Origin of the sequence: Microbacterium sp. (genome assembly GCF_031178445.1) — a bacterium.
GTDB lineage: Bacteria > Actinomycetota > Actinomycetes > Actinomycetales > Microbacteriaceae > Microbacterium.
The window spans coordinates 15,282-32,073 of the sequence record NZ_JAPSIY010000010.1; the positions used below are offsets into that span (position 1 = coordinate 15,282).

Annotated in this window: 26 protein-coding genes; 21 read left to right on the forward strand and 5 right to left on the reverse strand. The window is 68.1% G+C overall.

From position 1 onward, the window contains the following. The first annotated feature begins 3 nt into the window (after window positions 1-3). Both RIN43_RS13485 and RIN43_RS13490 read left to right on the forward strand, forming a co-directional pair. Window positions 4-228: a hypothetical protein gene (locus tag RIN43_RS13485; RefSeq protein ID WP_309129441.1), complete on the forward strand. Its 225-nt coding sequence runs from the start codon at window positions 4-6 to the stop codon at window positions 226-228. After that, on the forward strand, window positions 225-683 hold the full coding sequence (locus RIN43_RS13490; RefSeq protein WP_309129442.1) for a RidA family protein: 459 nt from the start codon (window positions 225-227) through the stop codon (window positions 681-683). The genes RIN43_RS13485 and RIN43_RS13490 overlap by 4 nt, the downstream gene beginning before the upstream one ends. Before the next feature lie 62 nt (window positions 684-745). Here the strand turns inward: RIN43_RS13490 and acs are convergent, their stop codons facing one another. Continuing rightward, the gene (gene acs, locus RIN43_RS13495) at window positions 746-2,713 is read right to left on the reverse strand and encodes an acetate--CoA ligase (RefSeq protein ID WP_309129443.1); all 1,968 of its coding nucleotides are present in this window, start codon (window positions 2,711-2,713) and stop codon (window positions 746-748) included. A 385-nt stretch (window positions 2,714-3,098) separates the two neighbouring features. Here acs and RIN43_RS13500 point away from each other — a divergent pair, with 385 nt between their 5' ends. The 3 genes from RIN43_RS13500 to RIN43_RS13510 all read left to right on the forward strand — a co-directional run bounded on the left by RIN43_RS13500 (window position 3,099) and on the right by RIN43_RS13510 (window position 5,274). Continuing rightward, window positions 3,099-4,100: a TadA family conjugal transfer-associated ATPase gene (locus RIN43_RS13500; protein ID WP_309129444.1), complete on the forward strand. Its 1,002-nt coding sequence runs from the start codon at window positions 3,099-3,101 to the stop codon at window positions 4,098-4,100. Next, window positions 4,094-4,999: a type II secretion system F family protein gene (locus RIN43_RS13505; protein WP_309129445.1), complete on the forward strand. Its 906-nt coding sequence runs from the start codon at window positions 4,094-4,096 to the stop codon at window positions 4,997-4,999. Before RIN43_RS13500 ends, RIN43_RS13505 begins: the two co-directional genes overlap by 7 nt. Before the next feature lie 98 nt (window positions 5,000-5,097). Next, a complete protein-coding gene (locus tag RIN43_RS13510; RefSeq protein WP_309129446.1) occupies window positions 5,098-5,274 on the forward strand; it encodes a DUF4244 domain-containing protein in 177 nt (58 codons plus the stop codon). Here RIN43_RS13510 and RIN43_RS13515 read toward each other — a convergent pair. From RIN43_RS13515 to RIN43_RS13525, 3 genes are read right to left on the reverse strand one after another with little or no spacing between them, the layout of a single operon-like run. After that, the gene (locus tag RIN43_RS13515; protein ID WP_309129447.1) at window positions 5,234-6,646 is read right to left on the reverse strand and encodes a recombinase family protein; all 1,413 of its coding nucleotides are present in this window, start codon (window positions 6,644-6,646) and stop codon (window positions 5,234-5,236) included. The genes RIN43_RS13510 and RIN43_RS13515 overlap by 41 nt on opposite strands. 2 nt (window positions 6,647-6,648) lie before the next feature. Then, window positions 6,649-7,113, reverse strand: a complete 465-nt coding sequence (locus RIN43_RS13520) for an ImmA/IrrE family metallo-endopeptidase (RefSeq protein WP_309129448.1) — start codon at window positions 7,111-7,113, stop codon at window positions 6,649-6,651. Between the two features lie 12 nt (window positions 7,114-7,125). After that, window positions 7,126-7,644, reverse strand: coding sequence for a helix-turn-helix transcriptional regulator (locus tag RIN43_RS13525; RefSeq protein WP_309129449.1), 519 nt, complete (start codon window positions 7,642-7,644; stop codon window positions 7,126-7,128). 133 nt (window positions 7,645-7,777) lie between these two features. Between RIN43_RS13525 and RIN43_RS13530 the strand changes: the two genes are divergently transcribed. Next, entirely contained in the window at window positions 7,778-8,047 is a 270-nt protein-coding gene (locus tag RIN43_RS13530; protein ID WP_309129450.1) for a hypothetical protein, read from the forward strand. Next, window positions 8,044-8,232, forward strand: coding sequence for a hypothetical protein (locus RIN43_RS13535; RefSeq protein WP_309129451.1), 189 nt, complete (start codon window positions 8,044-8,046; stop codon window positions 8,230-8,232). The genes RIN43_RS13530 and RIN43_RS13535 overlap by 4 nt, the downstream gene beginning before the upstream one ends. A 104-nt stretch (window positions 8,233-8,336) precedes the next feature. Here the strand turns inward: RIN43_RS13535 and RIN43_RS13540 are convergent, their stop codons facing one another. Next, window positions 8,337-8,567 carry a hypothetical protein gene (locus RIN43_RS13540; RefSeq protein ID WP_309129452.1) on the reverse strand — a complete coding sequence of 77 codons (231 nt, stop codon included), beginning with the start codon at window positions 8,565-8,567 and terminating at the stop codon, window positions 8,337-8,339. Between the two features lie 170 nt (window positions 8,568-8,737). Between RIN43_RS13540 and RIN43_RS13545 the strand changes: the two genes are divergently transcribed. From RIN43_RS13545 to RIN43_RS13610, 14 genes are all read left to right on the forward strand, one after another. After that, window positions 8,738-9,499, forward strand: coding sequence for a phage antirepressor KilAC domain-containing protein (locus tag RIN43_RS13545; protein ID WP_309129453.1), 762 nt, complete (start codon window positions 8,738-8,740; stop codon window positions 9,497-9,499). A 12-nt stretch (window positions 9,500-9,511) separates the two neighbouring features. Further along, the gene (locus tag RIN43_RS13550) at window positions 9,512-9,667 is read left to right on the forward strand and encodes a hypothetical protein (RefSeq protein ID WP_309129454.1); all 156 of its coding nucleotides are present in this window, start codon (window positions 9,512-9,514) and stop codon (window positions 9,665-9,667) included. After that, the gene (locus RIN43_RS13555) at window positions 9,664-9,789 is read left to right on the forward strand and encodes a hypothetical protein (RefSeq protein ID WP_309129455.1); all 126 of its coding nucleotides are present in this window, start codon (window positions 9,664-9,666) and stop codon (window positions 9,787-9,789) included. Before RIN43_RS13550 ends, RIN43_RS13555 begins: the two co-directional genes overlap by 4 nt. A 2-nt stretch (window positions 9,790-9,791) precedes the next feature. Further along, window positions 9,792-10,745: a hypothetical protein gene (locus tag RIN43_RS13560; RefSeq protein WP_309129456.1), complete on the forward strand. Its 954-nt coding sequence runs from the start codon at window positions 9,792-9,794 to the stop codon at window positions 10,743-10,745. Next, window positions 10,742-11,008 (forward strand): hypothetical protein, encoded by a 267-nt coding sequence (locus RIN43_RS13565; RefSeq protein WP_309129457.1) that lies wholly within the window; start codon window positions 10,742-10,744, stop codon window positions 11,006-11,008. The genes RIN43_RS13560 and RIN43_RS13565 overlap by 4 nt, the downstream gene beginning before the upstream one ends. Further along, a complete protein-coding gene (locus RIN43_RS13570; protein ID WP_309129458.1) occupies window positions 11,005-11,298 on the forward strand; it encodes a hypothetical protein in 294 nt (97 codons plus the stop codon). Before RIN43_RS13565 ends, RIN43_RS13570 begins: the two co-directional genes overlap by 4 nt. Window positions 11,299-11,440: 142 nt before the next feature. Continuing rightward, on the forward strand, window positions 11,441-11,695 hold the full coding sequence (locus tag RIN43_RS13575; RefSeq protein WP_309129459.1) for a DUF3263 domain-containing protein: 255 nt from the start codon (window positions 11,441-11,443) through the stop codon (window positions 11,693-11,695). A gap of 14 nt (window positions 11,696-11,709) precedes the next feature. Further along, on the forward strand, window positions 11,710-13,176 hold the full coding sequence (locus tag RIN43_RS13580) for a ParB/RepB/Spo0J family partition protein (protein ID WP_309129460.1): 1,467 nt from the start codon (window positions 11,710-11,712) through the stop codon (window positions 13,174-13,176). 91 nt (window positions 13,177-13,267) lie between these two features. Next, on the forward strand, window positions 13,268-13,474 hold the full coding sequence (locus tag RIN43_RS13585; protein WP_309129461.1) for a hypothetical protein: 207 nt from the start codon (window positions 13,268-13,270) through the stop codon (window positions 13,472-13,474). After that, on the forward strand, window positions 13,471-14,595 hold the full coding sequence (locus RIN43_RS13590) for a histone-like nucleoid-structuring protein Lsr2 (RefSeq protein WP_309129462.1): 1,125 nt from the start codon (window positions 13,471-13,473) through the stop codon (window positions 14,593-14,595). The genes RIN43_RS13585 and RIN43_RS13590 overlap by 4 nt, the downstream gene beginning before the upstream one ends. Then, window positions 14,592-14,777 carry a hypothetical protein gene (locus RIN43_RS13595; protein ID WP_309129463.1) on the forward strand — a complete coding sequence of 62 codons (186 nt, stop codon included), beginning with the start codon at window positions 14,592-14,594 and terminating at the stop codon, window positions 14,775-14,777. Before RIN43_RS13590 ends, RIN43_RS13595 begins: the two co-directional genes overlap by 4 nt. Then, window positions 14,774-14,998 (forward strand): hypothetical protein, encoded by a 225-nt coding sequence (locus RIN43_RS13600; RefSeq protein ID WP_309129464.1) that lies wholly within the window; start codon window positions 14,774-14,776, stop codon window positions 14,996-14,998. Before RIN43_RS13595 ends, RIN43_RS13600 begins: the two co-directional genes overlap by 4 nt. Further along, window positions 14,991-15,428, forward strand: a complete 438-nt coding sequence (locus RIN43_RS13605; protein ID WP_309129465.1) for a hypothetical protein — start codon at window positions 14,991-14,993, stop codon at window positions 15,426-15,428. Before RIN43_RS13600 ends, RIN43_RS13605 begins: the two co-directional genes overlap by 8 nt. A 541-nt stretch (window positions 15,429-15,969) precedes the next feature. After that, window positions 15,970-16,692, forward strand: coding sequence for a hypothetical protein (locus RIN43_RS13610; RefSeq protein WP_309129466.1), 723 nt, complete (start codon window positions 15,970-15,972; stop codon window positions 16,690-16,692). Window positions 16,693-16,792 lie beyond the last annotated feature (100 nt).

Below are 16,792 nucleotides of genomic sequence, written 5' to 3' on the forward strand. Positions count from 1 at the left end.
GCCATGACCACGTGGGAGTATCTGACCACGCCGCTGCTGATCCACAACACCGCTGCGATCCTCAACAACTGGGGCAAGCAGGGCTGGGAACTGGTGCAGGTGGTGCAGGGCCCCGAGGGCGGCCTCGTCGCGTACTTCAAGCGGCCGGTGTCGCACCAGGCCGCCGCCAACTCCGGCCTCGCCGCCGCGGCCGAAGCCGCCCGTCAGTTCGAGGGGGAGCAGCAGTGAGCATCGCCGCCCGCCTGGAAGAGCTCGGCATCGAGCTGCCCGCCGTCGCCGCCCCCGTCGCGGCGTACGTCCCCGCCGTCGTGCACAACGGTCTTGTCTACACGTCCGGCCAGCTGCCGTTCATCGAGGGCGCGTTGCCCGCTACCGGCAAGGTGGGCGCCGAGGTCGATGCGGATGCGGCCAAGGGCTACGCGCGCACCTGCGCTCTGAACGCCCTCGCGGCGGCAGCGGATGCGGCCGGCGGTGTCGACCGCATCGCCGGCGTGCTGCGGGTCGGCGGCTTCGTGGCATCCGACCCCGCCTTCACCGGCCACCCCGGCGTCATCAACGGCGCTAGTGAGGTGCTGGGCGAGATCTTCGGCGATGCCGGCAAGCACGCCCGCGCGGCCGTCGGCGTCGCGGTGCTTCCGCTGGACACGCCCGTCGAGGTCGAGGTGACCTTCATTCTCGCCTGACCCCGCCCGATGGCATGAAGACGGGCCCCCCTCGTCGGGGGGGCCCGCTTCGTGGTCTCGGCCTACTTCACCTGCGCCGAGATGATGCTCATCACGGCGGTGTCAGCGAGCGTCGTGGTGTCCCCGACCTCGCGGCCCTCCGCGACGTCGCGCAGGAGACGCCGCATGATCTTGCCCGAGCGGGTCTTGGGCAGCTCGCCCACGATGTACACGTCGCGGGGACGCGCGATCGGGCCGATCTGCTCGCCGACCCAGCTGCGCAGCTGCGAGGCCAGCCCCTCGGGCGAGTGGTCGTCGAGATAGCTCTGCTTGATGATCACGAACGCCACCACCGCCTGCCCCGTGGTCTCGTCGGACGCTCCGACCACCGCGGCCTCCGCGGTCGCCTCGTGCGCCACCAGCGACGACTCGATCTCGGTGGTCGACAGCCGGTGACCAGACACGTTCATCACGTCGTCCACGCGGCCCAGCAGCCAGAGGTCGCCGTCTTCGTCGAGGCGAGCGCCGTCGCCGGCGAAGTAGTAGCCCTGCTCCTGGAACTTCTCCCAGTACGTCTCCTTGAACCGCTCAGGGTCGCCCCAGATGCCGCGCAGCATGCTGGGCCACGGCTCGGTGATCACCAGCAGGCCTCCGTTGCCGTTGCCGACCTCGGCTCCGGCGTCGTCGACGACGTCGATGGCGATGCCGGGCAGCGGCACCTGTGCCGACCCCGGCTTGGCGGCGGTGATGCCGGGCAGGGGCGAGACCATGATGGCGCCGGTCTCCGTCTGCCACCAGGTGTCGACGATGGGCGTCTTGTCGGCGCCGATCACCTCCCGGTACCACATCCAGGCCTCGGGGTTGATGGGCTCGCCCACCGAGCCGAGCAGGCGCAGACTCGACAGGTCGAACTTCTGAGGGATCTGCCGACCCAGCTTCATGAAGGAGCGGATCGCAGTGGGCGCGGTGTAGAAGATCGTCACGCCGTACTTCTCGATGAGTTCCCACCAGCGGCCCGGATGCGGCGCATCCGGTGTGCCCTCGTACATCACCTGGGTGGCGCCGTTCGCGAGCGGACCGTAGGTGACATAGGAGTGGCCCGTCACCCAGCCGATGTCGGCCGTGCACCAGAACACGTCCGTCTCCGGATGCAGATCGAAGACGTACTTATGCGTGAACGCCGCCTGGGTCAGGTATCCGCCCGACGTGTGCAGGATGCCCTTCGGCTTACCAGTGGTGCCAGATGTGTAGAGGATGAACAGCGGGTTCTCGGCGGGGAAGGCCTGCGCCTCGTGTTCGGCGGATGCTGCGGGCACAGCATCGTGCCACCAGATGTCGCGCTCATCGTTCCACTCGACGTCGTTGCCGCCGCGCTTGACGACGAGAACGTGCTCGACGGTCTGCTGCTCGCCCTCGCCACGGTCGCGCAACGCCTGGTCGACGGCGGGCTTGAGGGCCGAGACGCGGCCCTTGCGGTATCCGCCGTCGGCGGTGATGACGACCTTGGCGCCGGCGTCGTCGATGCGCGAGCGCAGGCTGTCGGCGCTGAAGCCACCGAAGACGACCGAGTGGACGGCGCCCAGCCGCGCGACCGCCAGCATCGAGACGACGGCCTCGGGGATCATCGGCAGGTAGATGGCGACTCGGTCGCCATGCCCGACGCCGAGGCCGGAGAGCACATTGGCGGTGCGCTTGACCTCTTCGGTGAGCTCGGCGTACGTGATGCGGCGCTCGTCGCCCGGCTCACCCTCCCAGAGAATGGCGACGCGGTCGCCGAGGCCCGCCTCCACATGGCGGTCGAGGCAGTTGTAGGCCACGTTGAGCTCGCCGTCGTCGAACCACTTGGCGAACGGCGGGTTGGACCAGTCGAGCACCTGCGTGAACGGCTTGTCCCAGTGCAGGAGCTCGCGGGCCTGCTCTCCCCAGAATCCCTCGCGGTCGGCCTTCGCCCGCTCGTAGAGGGCGGGATCGTCGATCGTCTGGGCGACGAACTCCTCCGACGGCGGGAACTGCCGCGACTCGTCGAGGAGGTGGTCGATCTGGCTGCTCATGGCACTCGCTCCTTTGCGCGGGATGAATGGGACGTGCTCGGGAAGGCACGACCGTGACACGGCGAATCTAGTGGCGACCACCACCCGCGCATACTGTCGAAAGTAGGTAGTGCGGCGGGTTTGTGGGCACTGCGGCACGTGCGTACACTGACCCTCAGCCGAATCGTATTCCGGCTTCAGCGCGCCCGACACCCCCGAATGCGGGCTTGCGCGTGGGCGGCACCTCATTCCCCCCGTGAGGTGCCGCCCTTCTCATGAGAGCGGTCCCGCGGGCGTGAACGAAAGGCGGAGCGTTCGCTCTGCACATCGCCGGGATAGAGCGGATACTGCACAGCGCCCGGTGAAGCGGCACCCGGTGGGCACGACGCGCTCGTAGCGTCGTGCCATGCCAGATCCGTTCGTCTTCCGCCCCCGCACGGCACCGAGCCGCGCCGAGATCGACGCGGCGCCGGCGGCACCCGATCCGGCGCTGGGCGCTCTCGCCGAGTACGCGGCGGACGAGCGCGTCACCGACGTGTTCGTGAACGGCTCGAGCGGCCTGTTCATCGACCGCGGCGCCGGTGCCGAGCACATACCCGGCTGGCGTGCGTCGGAGCGGGAGGTCCGCGACCTCGCCGTCGCCCTGGTCGCCGCGGGCGGGCGCCACCTCGACGATCAGTCGCCGTGCGTGGACGTGCGCCTCGGCTCCGGCATCCGGGTTCATGCGGTGCTCGCCCCGATCTCCACCTCTGGCACCGCGTTGTCGATCCGGGTGCCGCGCGTACGCGCGGCCGACCTCGACGCGCTCGCCGCGTCCGGTACGTTCGCGCAGGGGCAGCGCGAGTGGCTGGAGCGGCTGGTCGCCGAGCGTGCGAACATCCTCATCACCGGCGGAACGGGTACGGGCAAGACGACACTGCTCACGGCGCTGCTCTCGGCTGCCGATCACGGCGAGCGGATCGTGACCATCGAGGACGTCGCCGAGCTGCGACCGCAGCATCCTCATCACGTGTCGCTAGAGGCCCGCCAGGCGAATCTCGAGGGCGCGGGCAGCATCACCCTCGCGATGCTGGTGCGGGAGTCGCTGCGGATGCGACCCGACCGCCTGATCGTGGGGGAGTGTCGCGGTGAGGAAGTGCGCGAACTGCTCACCGCGCTGAACACCGGGCACGACGGCGGCGCCGGTACTCTGCACGCGAGCGGGCTGGTCGACGTGCCAGCGCGGATGGAGGCGCTGGGAGCGCTCGCCGGGATGGACGCCACCGCTCTCGCCAGGCAGGTGGTCAGCGCGTTCACCGTCGTGCTGCACCTCGAGCGTGACGCCGGCGGGGCGCGCCGAATCGCCCATGCAGGGCGATTCACCCTCATCGGGGATCGGCTCGGCATCGAAGAGGTGCGGCCATGGTGATCCGGAGCGCCCGGCGAGCCCCGGATGCCGAACCAGACGCCGCCGCGGCGGCCGCCGCCGTGCGCACGCTGGCCGTGCTGCTGCAGGCCGGAGCGCGGCCGATGACCGCCTGGAGGCACCTCGCCGAGTCCGGCGACCCCCTGGCGGCACGGGTCGTCGATCGATGCGCGGACGGCGCCGAGCTGATCGGGGCGGTCGAGGCTGAAGGCGGCGCATGGCGCGACGTCGCCGCCGCCTGGGAGGTCGCCACCGTGGTGGGCGCTCCGCTCGCGGAGGTGCTGCGCGCTCTCGCCGAATCGCTGCAGGACGCCGCGGCGGCAGCCGACGACGTCCGCGTCGCACTGGCGGAACCGACGGGAACGGCACGACTGCTGCTGTGGCTCCCCTTCGCCGGGTTGCTGCTCGGCTTCGCGCTCGGGTTCGACATCATCGGGGTGCTGACGACGAACCCCGCCGGAGTCGCCTGCGTCGTGGCCGGCGTGACACTCGTGCTCGTCGCGCGGTGGTGGACCTCACGCATGGTGCGCCGCGCGCAGCCGCCTCCCGGCACGCCGGGCATGCACGCCGAGCTGGTCGCCGTGGCACTGGCGGGCGGAGTCGCGATCCCGCGGGCGCTGCGGCTGGTGGAGCACAGCCCCGCGCAGCTCGACGGAGACAGGGCGCGCACCGACGCCGTGCTCGAGCTCTCCCGCGCAGCGGGAGTGCCGGCCGGCGAGCTGCTGCGTGCCTCCGCCGCACAGCAGCGACAGGAGGCCAGGGTGAGCGGGCGCCTGCGCGCCGCTCGGCTGTCATCGCGGCTGCTGCTGCCGCTCGGGGCGTGCACCCTGCCGGCGTTCCTGCTGCTCGGCGTCGCGCCGCTCATGCTCAGCGTGCTCTCCGCCACGCCGATACCGATGTGAACGACGACGGGCTGTGAACGACCACGGACTCCAGACGACCAAGAACTGCGCACGACCACGGGGACGAGACACGTCCACGGATGAGAAAGAAGGAAGAGATGGAAGAGAACGATCTGCCCACACTGACCCGAAGCAGGGCAGCGGCCCTGTTCACCGACGAGACCGGCGCCGCCACAGCGGAGTACGCGATCACCACGATGGCCGCCGTAGCCTTCGCCGGCCTGCTGGTGGTGATTATGCGTGCACTTCCGACGAAGCGCCCCAGGTGGTCTTGATGATGAACTTGCGACCTCCGGGTAGCACGTCGATGCGTGAGACGACCTGACGTAGTCCCTTGTTCTGTGCAGCCATGGACATGGCAGTCCAGGCAGCCTGCAGCGTGGCGATCTGCTCTGGGCTGGCGGAGGGGGAGGGGCGCATGCGTCGTTCCTCGGTCTGCCTGCGTTCGATCTCGGCAGTGATCTCCGCCAGTGACCGAACGTAGGCAGACTCGGGGATGATGCCGCGGGTGTGTTGCCGAGTCAGGTTGACGACCTCGACCTCGAGGGCGTTGAGCTCCCTGAGTATCGCATCGTGTCGCGATCGTAAGACAGGACCATCTCCGGCCGGACCTTCGACCTCCGGGTCGAACTGCAGCAACCAGTCGACGACGAGAGGCTCGACGGTGAGTGCGGAGACATACGCACGTTGTTCGTGGCCGTTGAGCGTGTCGCTACAGAGGTAACCCCGGTAGAGCTTCCCCCCGGTGTAGCTGCCCTTCCCGTGCATTCGCGCTCCACATTCGCAGAAGATCATGCTGGAAAGCAGATGCTGATACGCGCGAGGCTTGTCGGTCGCGTCCGCGCGTCGTTTGCGCTCGCCTTGATAGGCGGCCCAGGTGGATTCGTCGATGATGGCGTCGTGCTTGCCTGGGTAGGTGTCGCCTCGATACGGAATCAGCCCAGCGTGGATTGGCGAGTCCATGACGGTCAGGGGACGGGTGCGCCGCCATGTGCCGCCGCGGGGCGCGGGAATCCCGCTTGCGTTCAGCCAAGCCGCGATAGACGCGGCTCCATCGCCGGAGAGGTAGCGACGATACATCTCGACGACGATAGGCGCGTGCTCGGCATGCGGTTTGATCGCTCCTTGGTCCCATTGCCAGCCGAACGGCAGGCGCCCCGAAGCCGGTAGACCGAGCCGCAGTCGCCGTTGGCGCACCTCCTCCCATTGCTCCCCAATTTGTTCGGACTGGAACGCCGCGTACTCGGTCATTACGCCACGCGCGAATCGGCCGCTCGCGGTCGCGGTGTCGATCGGTTCGGTGGCGGACTCGATCTTTCCGCCCGCGACGTCGGCGCGATCGATCGCGAGCGCCCAGTCCTTTCGGGAACGTGAGAGGCGCGACCACTTCCACAACACGATCACGTCAGCGCCGCGAGCATCGATCGCGGCCATCACGCGCTGTACCGCCGGCCGGTTCCAGGTGCGGCCGGTAATACCCGGATCCGCTTCAACCGCAGTTACCTCGTAGCCCATGCGGTCGCAATAATCGCGGCACGCGATCTCTTGTAGCTCGAGACTGATCGACTCGTCGCGGTAGGCCGATTGGCGCAGGTAAATGATGGCGCGCGGTGCGGCGTCGGTGACGGGTCTGAGGCTCCTCGGCACGGCTATGCCACCTCGACGCGATGAGCCCACTGGCCTACTCCCTCGCGGGCGTGGGTGTAGGTGACGCCTCTGACGCGGGTGAGGCAATGAGCTTCATAGACGTGCACGTACTCGATCGGAACGCCGAGCTCATCGGCGAGGTAGTGCTGGTCCGGGTTCACTGATTCGAGCTCGGCATATCGGATCGGGTCGATGAGCACCCGCGCGGCGAACCTGTCGGCTTGGCGCTCGATCGCGTGCTCGTTTGCGGTCTGGGGGTGCCGAATACAGGGATGGTCATGGTAGACGTGGCCGAGTTCATGAGCCAGGTGGCCCTGTTGCTCAGAGTCGGTAAGACGCGAATCGATGAAGATGCGCATGAGAGCGGGAACTGTGCACGCGAGAAGGTCGCCGCGCAGTCCACAGAAGTACACGGCGTAGCCAAGGGCATTGGCCATATCGAGCAATCGCTGCATCGTTCGTTGCATCGGGGTCCGCTCCTATTCAGCCCAGGGCGCCTGGTCAACCTTTCGGGTGCCGCGTTTCGCGGCGTAGTCAAGTGAGTCGAGGTCTGGCGCTTCGACATGGTCGATAGTGTCTACGGCGTTGGGGACATTCGCCCTGCGCTCGCGGTGGGCGTCGAGGTCGGTCGGGGTCGCATCGATCGGTTCGGTCAACGCTTGGCCTGCTTCGCCGGCATCGATTCGACGCACGATCTCCGCCGCCAACTCGCGGTCGGTGAACTCGTCCAGACCGTATGTGCGCGGCGCACGGAACGGAGTGAGCTCGGAGACGTTGAGCCAACCGACTCGTCCCAGCGCGTGGACGGGGCTGTCTCCGAGTAGTCGGGCGATGGTGATGACCTTCTCGGCAGTGACCCCCGTGCTGCCGCTCAACCACTTGCTGAGCTGACCATCAGTCGCCTGAATCGCCTTGGCGAACTCGGCTTGACTGCGGTCGGCCATCATGTGGCGCAGGTACGCAGCCCAGTTCTGACGGTAGTTCCCACTGTCGCTCATGCGTTGAACGATAGCGCACGTATTGCATGCGTGCAATGAACATTCTCTGGAGAACCCTGAAATATCAGGGGAGCTTCAATGCTCGGGAGGAACACGGGTTGCATAGCTGAACGTTGCGTGTACTGTTGCACGCATGAAGGATTCGTTCACCGGAGAAACCTCCCCCACAATCGCGCTTCGTCGCCAGAAGCTTGACGAGCTGCGCCGGGCGAACGGCATCGACACCGAGGCAGAGCTGGCGCGAATCATTGGCGTTTCGCCGACAACTCTTTGGCGCATCTCGCGAGGCGACGTTGCCCCGTCTCACGGATTCATCGCCCGCACGCTGCTGGCATTCCCGCACAGCAAGTTCGAGACGCTGTTCGAGGTCGTGAAGCCCGACACGCTGAAGGCAGCGTCATGAAGACCAAGCAGCAGGCGTTGCGAGATCTCGGCCGCGTTGTCGCTGAGGAAATCGCTGTCGTGTCGAAGCTGACCGTTCGTGAGGCGGCCGAGCGAGTGTGGAGGCCGGACGGTCCGTCGATGGACGTGCTCATGGACCGCATCGCCGCATCGGGCCTTTGCCGCCGAGAGGCGGTGTCGGCATGACCCGCGCAGCTGCCGCATTGCTGTTCCGCGTGACCCCGGACAGCGGTGTCCGGTCGCTACTCGTTACCGGCGATCGTCTCGCTGAGTACGTCGCGATCTATGGCTCAGCCGGCGTGGCTCTGCTCGTCGAGGATGTCGACGATGTTGCCGAGAACGAGCGCGAGGTTGTGAACGCCGGCGACCGTGTAGCCGAGGACTCGGTGGAGTTCCTCAGGGGACAGGCCGGGCCCGCCCTGCAGCGGATTGGCGTCGTTCATCGTGATTCCGTACTGATCGACATCGCGCTGGATCTGCGCGAGAAGCTGTCGGGCCTCATCGAACTTCTCATCGAACACGATGGTTCTTCTCCCTACGTAGCGGACCCGGAGTCCCAGTCTCCGGATGTTCCTGCCTCGACCGTAGCGGAGATGCCCGGCGCCACCCCTTCGGGCGCCGGTGCACCTGATGCCGAGGCGGGGTCTTCCCCTCGCCCCGCCTCGGCATCCTCGCCCGGGGGCGGCGTGTGATGGCTGTGACGTTCGAGCCCTCGTCGCCCACGCCGGTGAGTGACTGGCCGGTGGCGCAGATACCCACCGAGCCGGTCGCGAACCATCCAGGTGGCGAGCAGATCCCGCTGCGGTGGCCTCACCATGGTGATCTCCGCATCCTGGTCGACGTCGACACGCTCGAGGTGTTCCTCGTCGCTGATGATCTGCACGCGCTCGCCGAGTTCGACGACACGACCGAGCTGCACCCCACGATCCGCCCGACGGTGACCTGGTCGAAGCGACCGGGCAGCGAGCTGCTCGAGCACTACACGCTCGCTGACGCCGTCGCGGTGCTCGAGCACAACCCGACCTACCAAACCGCCGAGCTGCTCGCTTGGTTGCGTGAGCAGCTGCCTGACGTCCTTCGGGACGAGGTCCTCGACCACGCGATCGGCCTCGAAGGGTTCTGCACGGCGTTCACCGTGCAGCAGGCCGCGACGATCCTTGATCGCGACCCGGCCCTGAGCATCGGCCGTACCCGGCTGTTCGAGCAGCTCGAGCGAATCGGCTGGGCCCGCCGCGACGACGTCGTCACACACTGGCGGCCGACGAGCCTAGCGATCCGCCATCACTGGCTCACGATCCGCGAGGTCACGGTCCGCGCCGGCAAGACAGCGACCCCGTACCCGCAGCTGTACATCACTCCCGACGGCCTGGCAGAGCTGCGTCGCATCCTCCATGCCCTCCACCCGGACGCTCCGGCGACGCCGCCGGAACCCGAACGCCTCCCGATTGACTAGGAGAACCACCTCGTGAACACCCTCCTCGCCCTCGTCGCGCTCGCCGCGATGTTCCTCGCCGCCGGCTTCCTCGAGACCGCACCTCTCCCTGTCGCGATTCCCGTCGCGATGAGCATTGCCATCAGCCTGGTTGCGGTCGACCGGCGTCTCGCGAGGCGGACCCGATGAACCGCGGCATCCGGCGCCACGCCGGCGCCCTCGCCAAGGTCGCCTTCGTCGCCGCGAGCACCGCCGGCGCCATTGCCATGGCGGCCCTCGCGTACAGCCTCGTGGCCACCCCGTGGAGCTGACCATGACCGTCAGCACCGCGGGCACATGCCCTCCCGATCATCCCCACAACACCACGTGCTATCTGCGCCACCAGTGCCGATGCGCCGCATGTAAGACCTTCCGCGCCGCCACGGAGCGCACCCGCCGGCGTGAACAGGCGTACGGCACCTACACCCGCGGCCGCGTCGACGTGGCCCCTGTCCGTGAGCACATCCAGTGGTTGCGCTCGCAGGGCATGGGGCCACGTCGCATCGCCGCAGTGTCGGGTGTGCCCTACTCCGCGATCTGCCGGATCGTGTGGGGACAGCGCCGCGATGGTGAGCGCATGGTGCAGAGCACGATCGCCTCGACCACTGCCCAGGTGCTGCTCGCTGTCCGCCCCGAACTGAACGTGCTCGCTGATCACGCTCTGATCGACGCGACCGGGTACCGGCGACGACTGCAGGCGCTGATGGCTCACGGTTGGTCGCTTCCCGCGATCGTCCGCGCCCTGCCCGACGAGGCCACCGAGCTGCAGCTACGCCCATGGGTCTATGCCACCCGCATCACAGCAGCGAACGCCCGGACCATTGTGTCGATCTTCGACCGCCTCGAGCTCGCGACCCCTCCCCAAGAGACCCCGCAGGAACGAGCGATCGCGCAGCGCACCCGCCGGTTCGCCGCCCGCCACCGCTGGGCGCCCGCACTCGCGTGGGATGACATCGACACCGATCCCACCCCACCCGCCATCGACCAGCCCGCCGGTGACCCGCTCGACGAGATCGCGATCGAGCTCGCCCTCGCCGGCCGCGGCGTCCGCCTCACCCCGGGCGAGCGGCGCGTGTGCGTGCGCAAGCTGCACACCCTGCGTTGGTCCGATCCCGCGATCGCCGAACGGCTCCGCTGCGCGTCGAAAACCGTCGAGCGGATCCGTGAAGAGCTTGGCCTCGACGCTTGGCCGACCATCGACCAGGAAGTTACGAGGGCGGCCGCATGACCGCCCCAAGCACGTCGACGGGCAACGCGCCCGGCCAGACCCGATGGTGGGTCGCCCGCGACTACCTCCGCCCCACACGCTTCGGCGAACCCGCCCTCGCTGGCGTCGTCCGGGCCGTCCGACCCGTCATCGGCCTCGGCGCCGCCCGCCGCCACATCGGCGGCCCCACCTACTTCACCTCACGTCGCAAGGCACTCGCCTTCGCGCATGCCCAAGCCCGCCGCACCGACGGCACACACCGCCCCCGAAAGGACCGCCCGTGACCCCCTCGCCCCTCGTCATCGCCACCGTCTTCACGACGGACCCCACCACCCCCGTCGCACGCCTCGTCCACCTCGCACTCGCCGCGCTCGCCGACGACCGGGGTCACGTCGAGACGACCGTGCACACGCTCGAGCACATGACCGGGCTGATGCCGATCGCGATCGAGGCGGCGCTCGGTAACAACTCGATCGACATGCCACTGTTCCCGGGCACGATCGACCTGGCCGACGGGGTCGTCGTCGCCGACCTGTTGCCGGGCAACGTCGTCGCGATGAAGGCGGGTGCGTGATGGCCGCGAAGGATCGCATCTGCGCCCCGAACATTCGCACCAATCGCACAGTGTGCGGTCGTCGGGTGCAGAAGCAGACGAAGACCGGCACCTGGGACCAGGTCACCTGCCCTGAGTGCCACGCGGCCGCGAGGGCCGGCGGATGACCTGGCTCAACCCGATCAGCATCGAGCGGCTGATCGACTTCGCGGCCGCCCATCCCGGCCCGGTCGTCGGCGCGGTCGATGAGGCCGTCCGAAAGGACTTCGGCATCAGCCCGGCCCGCTACCTCCAGCTGCTCAACCGGGCGATCGAGACCCCTGAAGCGCTCGAGCACGACCCTCAGACCACGTACCGGCTCCGCCGGATCAACGAACAGCGAGCCCGCACCCGCGAGGCCCGCCTCGGCCACCTCTGAAAGGACACCTCGCCATGGCCACCACCTACGACCCCACGACCGCCGACCCCGGGCAGATCGAGAAGATCCCCGCCGGCGACGTCATCATCGATCCGAACGTGCGCACCAGCGTCCGCATCGACAAGAGCTTCGTCTCCTCGATCCGCGTGTACGGGTTCCAGCAGCACCCCGTCGGCTACCGCGACGACGACGGCAAGGTCCACATCACCGTCGGCCAGCGCCGCACCTCCGCTGCGCTCGAGATCGGCTGGCCCGTCATCCCCATCGTCGTCAAGCCGAAGATCGACGCCGAGCACGACCGCGCCGAAGAACTCCGCATCCTCGCCCAGCTCGCCGAGAACGAACAGCGCGAAGCCCTCACCGACGCCGAACGCGTCGCCGGCTACAAAACCCTCGCACTTCTCGGCGTCAGCGACGACCAGATCGCCCGCAAGACCAACGCACCCAAGCAGCAAGTCCAGACCGCGCTCGCCGTGGCGGCGTCCGAGACGGCGGCCGCTGCGCTGGAGTCGCGGCCGATCACGCTCGAGCAGGCCGCGTACTTGGTCGAGTTCGAGGACGACCCCAACGCGGTCGAGCAGATCACCGAGACGCTCACCGAACGGCCCGAGCAGATCGACCATGCCGTGTCGAGGATCCGCCGTGACCGGGCGGCGCAGGCTGCCGTCGACGAGCTCACGGCAAAGCTGCAGGCAGCTGGGTGGGAGGTGAGCTACTCGCCCGTCAGTTACGGCATCGAGACGCCGAAGGGCGCAGCCGCGATCGGGCACCTCTACCGCGCCGATGACAAGAAGCAGCAGCGTCTCGACGTCGACCACGCCGAGAAGTACACCGGTCGCGTCGCCGTGGTCTTCCCCAGGCCGATGTTCGACAACCCGGCGGGCGCCGAGTACTTCATCCGTGGATATGCCGACCAGGGGCTGGAGCGGTTCTCGTGGTCGACTGGCGCCCGGCCGAAGGCGACCGAGGAGGAGAAGGCCGCTCGCCGACAGAAGCGGGCCGACAAGGCTGACATGGCCCTCGCGACCGAGGTGCGCCGCGCTTGGATCAAGGAGTTCCTCGGCCAGAAGAAGCTGCCCGACATGTCCCGCTGGATCGCGCACGTCGTATTCGAGACTGACCAGGCGCTCGGCGCCTCACAGCGTCCCGGCAACGCCCGTGACCTCGCCTTCGAGCTGCTGGGACTGGAGCAGCCGTCGACGAAGTTCGGGTACATGTCGCGTGGCGCATCCGCCGAGTTCATCACGGGGCACCCCGGGTTTGCGGCACCGTTGACGGCCGCGTATGCGATCGCGATCTGCGAAGACGTCATCGGCGACCCGAAGCACCCCTGGGCCGGTCTGCAGATGGCTGAGCTCGCACCCTATCTCGAGCAGCTCCACGAATGGGGTTACCCGCTCTCCGACGTCGAGCAGCGCCTCGTCGACGCCGCCCTGGCGAAGTGGGCTGAGCGCGCGAAGCAGAACAAGGACGCCGCCTGATGGACGCGATCGACATCATCACAACCACCGCCATGATCGTCCTGATCCTCGTCGGTATCGCCGTGATCGCCCTGCAGATGTGGAGCGACCGATGAGCCGCCGCACACTGCCGCCCCGCCCCGTCATCGCGCTACGGCACGAGGTCGGCGACGTGCTCACGGTCGGTTCCACCAGGTGGCTGATCCGTTCTATCCACGACGACAAGGTCGTCCTCGAAGCGTCCAGCGCCCCCGCCGGGATCGTCTGGACCACCACCCTCGACAACCTTCCCGAACCGATGAAGGAGACGACACCATGAGCAGCGCAGACCTCCTCGAGGACGGCTTCCCCCACGGCACCCCGGACGGCTTCGACCGCGGATGCCACTCCGCCGGCGGATGCCCCACCGGACGCGAGTACGGGCTGTCCTGCAAGACAGCGAAGATGAAGGCCCGCGGTGACTACCAGTATGCAAAGCTCGTCAAGAGCGGGGCGACGATCCCCGAGATCGCCGACGCCCTCGGCCTCATCGGCACCGCGCCCAACACAGCGCCCAACCCGGCGACACGGAAGCCGAAGACCACAGTCAAGCCCGCGCCCGCGTCCCCGGCGGCCTTCGTCAACCACTCCGAGCCCGCACCGGATGCTCCGGCAGCGGCAACCGAGGTCTCCGAGTCGGCGCCGGATGCCACCCCGGTCCTCACCGTCCCCGAGGCGCCCACGCACTCCACACGCGAGATTCGGGCGTGGGCCCGTGAGAAAGGCTACGAGGTCAACAGCCGAGGCACTATCCGCCAGGAGATCATCGACCACTACTGGGAAGTCCACGGCCTTCTCGACCCCGCGGGCTACGACAAGACCGCCGAGCTCGACACGGCACCCACAACCCCTCTCACGGACGCACACGAGATCCCCAGCGACGCAAGCCGCCCCGACTACGGCGTCATGAACCTCGAAAACGACCTCGCAGCCGCCAACGACCGCGTCGCCGACCTCACCAACGAACTCACGATCGCGCAGACCGAACTCGACAACACGATCGGCGAACGAGACCGCGCCCGCGACCTCGCAGCCCGCCTCGGCGAAGAACTCGCCCGAAGCGAAGAACAGCGCGACCGGGACCACATCACCCACACCCGCGTCATCGCCGAGCGCGACACCCTCACCAACGAAGTGCAGCGCCTCGCCGACATCACCGCAACCGACCACCGCACCATCGAGCAGCTCCAGTCCGCGCTCGCCGCGGCATCCGCAGCGCTGCACACGACCGAGCGAGCACTCGAGCTCGTGCTGCAGAAATGGGACGAGGCCACTCGGGCTGCTCGCCAGAAGGCGGTGATCGGAGGTGGCCGGGTGCACATCGACATCGGCGCGTCGCCCGCCGATATCGGCGCTGCAGCGGCGCGGGTGCTCCGCTCGTCGGCGATGCGTGTGCGATGAACGAGCGCGATCAGGCGGTCATCGAGGAAGGGCGCCTCGTGCATGCCTGCCCGGTCAACGGAAGCGGCGTGACAGGTTGCTGCGGAAAGACCCTCTATGAGATCCCGGTCACGGATCGAGTCACGCAGAACCGCCATCAGGTGACCTGCACAGACCGCGAGAACGGGAGCGCAGAGCGATGACCATGGAGCACTACCGGAACTTCATCGATGAGGCCGCCGACCTGGTGCGCCAGGCGATTACGACCGTCCTGCCGGACGCCGACGTGACGACCACCGAGACGGCGGTCGTGCTGACATCGGCGCTCGCGCTCGACCGACTCGGATGCAGCGAGCGGGACTTCGACACCCACCTCGCGAGCCGGGGCACAGACCGCGAGAACAGGAGTCAGAGCAATGGCTGAGCATGACCACATCACGAAGACCGACACACTCGGGTGCACCGCGTGCGACAAGCTGACAGGCCGCGACCGAACGCCCGCGCCAACGCCCGAGCAGCCGAAGATGCCCGACCTCTCGGCGTTTCCCTCGGTGCAGCACCGCATCGAGGGCGGCAAGTTCGTCTGCCCCGGCGACGAAAACGCATGGTGCCACCAGTACCCCGAGGACGACTGCGATCACGAGTACTGGCCGTGCGGCCACGAGTTCGCCAGTCACGCCGAATGCTGGATCAAGCCGTGGATCGACGCGACCGACTTGGCCGACTCGTACGCGGGCGACGAGCACGAGCTGCTGCTGCGCGACGAGGACTTCCCGGACGGCGACGTGGACTGGACGTGGGAGGGCGAATACGTCACCTTCGACTACGCCCCAGACCGCGAGGCTGGTAGCTGACCTATGCCAGCGCTCATCGACCTCACCGGTCAGCGCTTCGGCATCCTCCGCGTCGCCGTGCGACTCGCCGACCGCATCACCCCGAGCGGCGCCCGCCAGCCTCGCTGGGGGTGTGTCTGCGACTGCGGTCGGCGCACAATCGAGGAGGGCCGCGCCCTCCGCGCCGGCCGCGCCCTCTCCTGCCGCCAATGCGTCCGCGACCCTTCCCGCACGCTCAAGTACGGCCGCGTGTACCTGATCTACTACCCGGCCCACCGCGTCCTCAAGATCGGCTTCCATACGAGCAGCACCCGACTGCGAGAGCTGCTCGGCGCCGGCGGCATCCACCTCGAAGAGTTCCGCGACGTCGACAAGTCGTGGGAGACCGCAGGCCGCCGCGCCCTCGACAGCCTCTTCGAACCCGCGTTCACCAACCGCCGCGACGCATCCCGCGTCATCCCGCGCGGCGCCGGATGGACCGACTGCTACACCGTCGACCCCGAAGACCTCATCCTCGCCCGTAGCGAGGTCTTCGAAGCCTGCCTGAGAGAAGGTAACTCCCTTGGTGAGAACCCACCAGCAACCCCAACCTGGCTCCGAGCCCTCACCCGCATCCAGAGCGCTCGCCGCCGTGCCCGCGTCGGCTGCGCAGACCTTGCTCGGTCTGCAGGTACTGGTGGGGGAGCAGTCACGGATTCCGTTGGACGTCGAGTGGATCGCGAAGCAGCTGCTCGACGGGATGCCGCTCGGTTGGGCGGTCGACCGCATCGAGCGCGACGTGCTCGTCCTAGAGGACGCCGGGCACGTCGTCACATGGGCGCAGGACGGCCGCGAATGGCTCGGTCTGCCCCGAACTGGGCGCGCCGCACACCCGCCTGCTCTCGCCCCATCTGGAGCCTTCTCGGGGCCGCCCTCGACGGGGCCCATTTTCATCGGCTTGGGAGAGAGAGAAAGAGAGGGGGAGCGAGAGAGGGTGCACGAGCAGGCGCGAGAGCGTGCGAGGGCGCGTGCAGAGGCCGAGCGGCTGGAGTCATCGGGACGCTGGGCGCTGGAGTACTCGAAACCGCGACCTCGGAAGCCACCGCGACGCCCTCGCCTGTTGGACGCTCCACCGCGAGGATGCCCGGATCACCCCAACGGAACATTCGAAGAGTGCGGACCTTGCGGCCTAGCCGCCGATACCCGCAAGACGTGGCTGGCCAACGAGAAGTACATGGAGGAGCTGGTGCTCTTCGAGGAATCGCAGGCGATGCAGTGGGAGGACCTGGGCAGTGACACGTTCTGATCGAGTCGAGATCGCGGAGAAGGTGCGCGACGGGCTGTGTGTATTGGGCTGCACCCTGCGCGGCGTGCACTTCGCAACCTGCATCGACTACGGCGTCGAA

What these genes read in the sequence shown, in the direction of transcription:
- RIN43_RS13505 (WP_309129445.1), top strand. Translation starts at nt 4,094, where the DNA reads ATGGTGATCCGGAGCGCCCGGCGAGCCCCGGATGCCGAACCAGACGCC.
- RIN43_RS13575 (WP_309129459.1), top strand. Translation starts at nt 11,441, where the DNA reads ATGACCTGGCTCAACCCGATCAGCATCGAGCGGCTGATCGACTTCGCG.
- RIN43_RS13600 (WP_309129464.1), top strand. Translation starts at nt 14,774, where the DNA reads ATGACCATGGAGCACTACCGGAACTTCATCGATGAGGCCGCCGACCTG.
- RIN43_RS13580 (WP_309129460.1), top strand. Translation starts at nt 11,710, where the DNA reads ATGGCCACCACCTACGACCCCACGACCGCCGACCCCGGGCAGATCGAG.
- RIN43_RS13590 (WP_309129462.1), top strand. Translation starts at nt 13,471, where the DNA reads ATGAGCAGCGCAGACCTCCTCGAGGACGGCTTCCCCCACGGCACCCCG.
- RIN43_RS13605 (WP_309129465.1), top strand. Translation starts at nt 14,991, where the DNA reads ATGGCTGAGCATGACCACATCACGAAGACCGACACACTCGGGTGCACC.
- RIN43_RS13560 (WP_309129456.1), top strand. Translation starts at nt 9,792, where the DNA reads ATGACCGTCAGCACCGCGGGCACATGCCCTCCCGATCATCCCCACAAC.
- RIN43_RS13485 (WP_309129441.1), top strand. Translation starts at nt 4, where the DNA reads ATGACCACGTGGGAGTATCTGACCACGCCGCTGCTGATCCACAACACC.
- RIN43_RS13530 (WP_309129450.1), top strand. Translation starts at nt 7,778, where the DNA reads ATGAAGGATTCGTTCACCGGAGAAACCTCCCCCACAATCGCGCTTCGT.
- acs (WP_309129443.1), bottom strand. Translation starts at nt 2,713, where the DNA reads ATGAGCAGCCAGATCGACCACCTCCTCGACGAGTCGCGGCAGTTCCCG.
- RIN43_RS13585 (WP_309129461.1), top strand. Translation starts at nt 13,268, where the DNA reads ATGAGCCGCCGCACACTGCCGCCCCGCCCCGTCATCGCGCTACGGCAC.
- RIN43_RS13555 (WP_309129455.1), top strand. Translation starts at nt 9,664, where the DNA reads ATGAACCGCGGCATCCGGCGCCACGCCGGCGCCCTCGCCAAGGTCGCC.
- RIN43_RS13595 (WP_309129463.1), top strand. Translation starts at nt 14,592, where the DNA reads ATGAACGAGCGCGATCAGGCGGTCATCGAGGAAGGGCGCCTCGTGCAT.
- RIN43_RS13500 (WP_309129444.1), top strand. Translation starts at nt 3,099, where the DNA reads ATGCCAGATCCGTTCGTCTTCCGCCCCCGCACGGCACCGAGCCGCGCC.
- RIN43_RS13545 (WP_309129453.1), top strand. Translation starts at nt 8,738, where the DNA reads ATGGCTGTGACGTTCGAGCCCTCGTCGCCCACGCCGGTGAGTGACTGG.
- RIN43_RS13525 (WP_309129449.1), bottom strand. Translation starts at nt 7,644, where the DNA reads ATGAGCGACAGTGGGAACTACCGTCAGAACTGGGCTGCGTACCTGCGC.
- RIN43_RS13565 (WP_309129457.1), top strand. Translation starts at nt 10,742, where the DNA reads ATGACCGCCCCAAGCACGTCGACGGGCAACGCGCCCGGCCAGACCCGA.
- RIN43_RS13535 (WP_309129451.1), top strand. Translation starts at nt 8,044, where the DNA reads ATGAAGACCAAGCAGCAGGCGTTGCGAGATCTCGGCCGCGTTGTCGCT.
- RIN43_RS13510 (WP_309129446.1), top strand. Translation starts at nt 5,098, where the DNA reads ATGGAAGAGAACGATCTGCCCACACTGACCCGAAGCAGGGCAGCGGCC.
- RIN43_RS13520 (WP_309129448.1), bottom strand. Translation starts at nt 7,113, where the DNA reads ATGCAACGAACGATGCAGCGATTGCTCGATATGGCCAATGCCCTTGGC.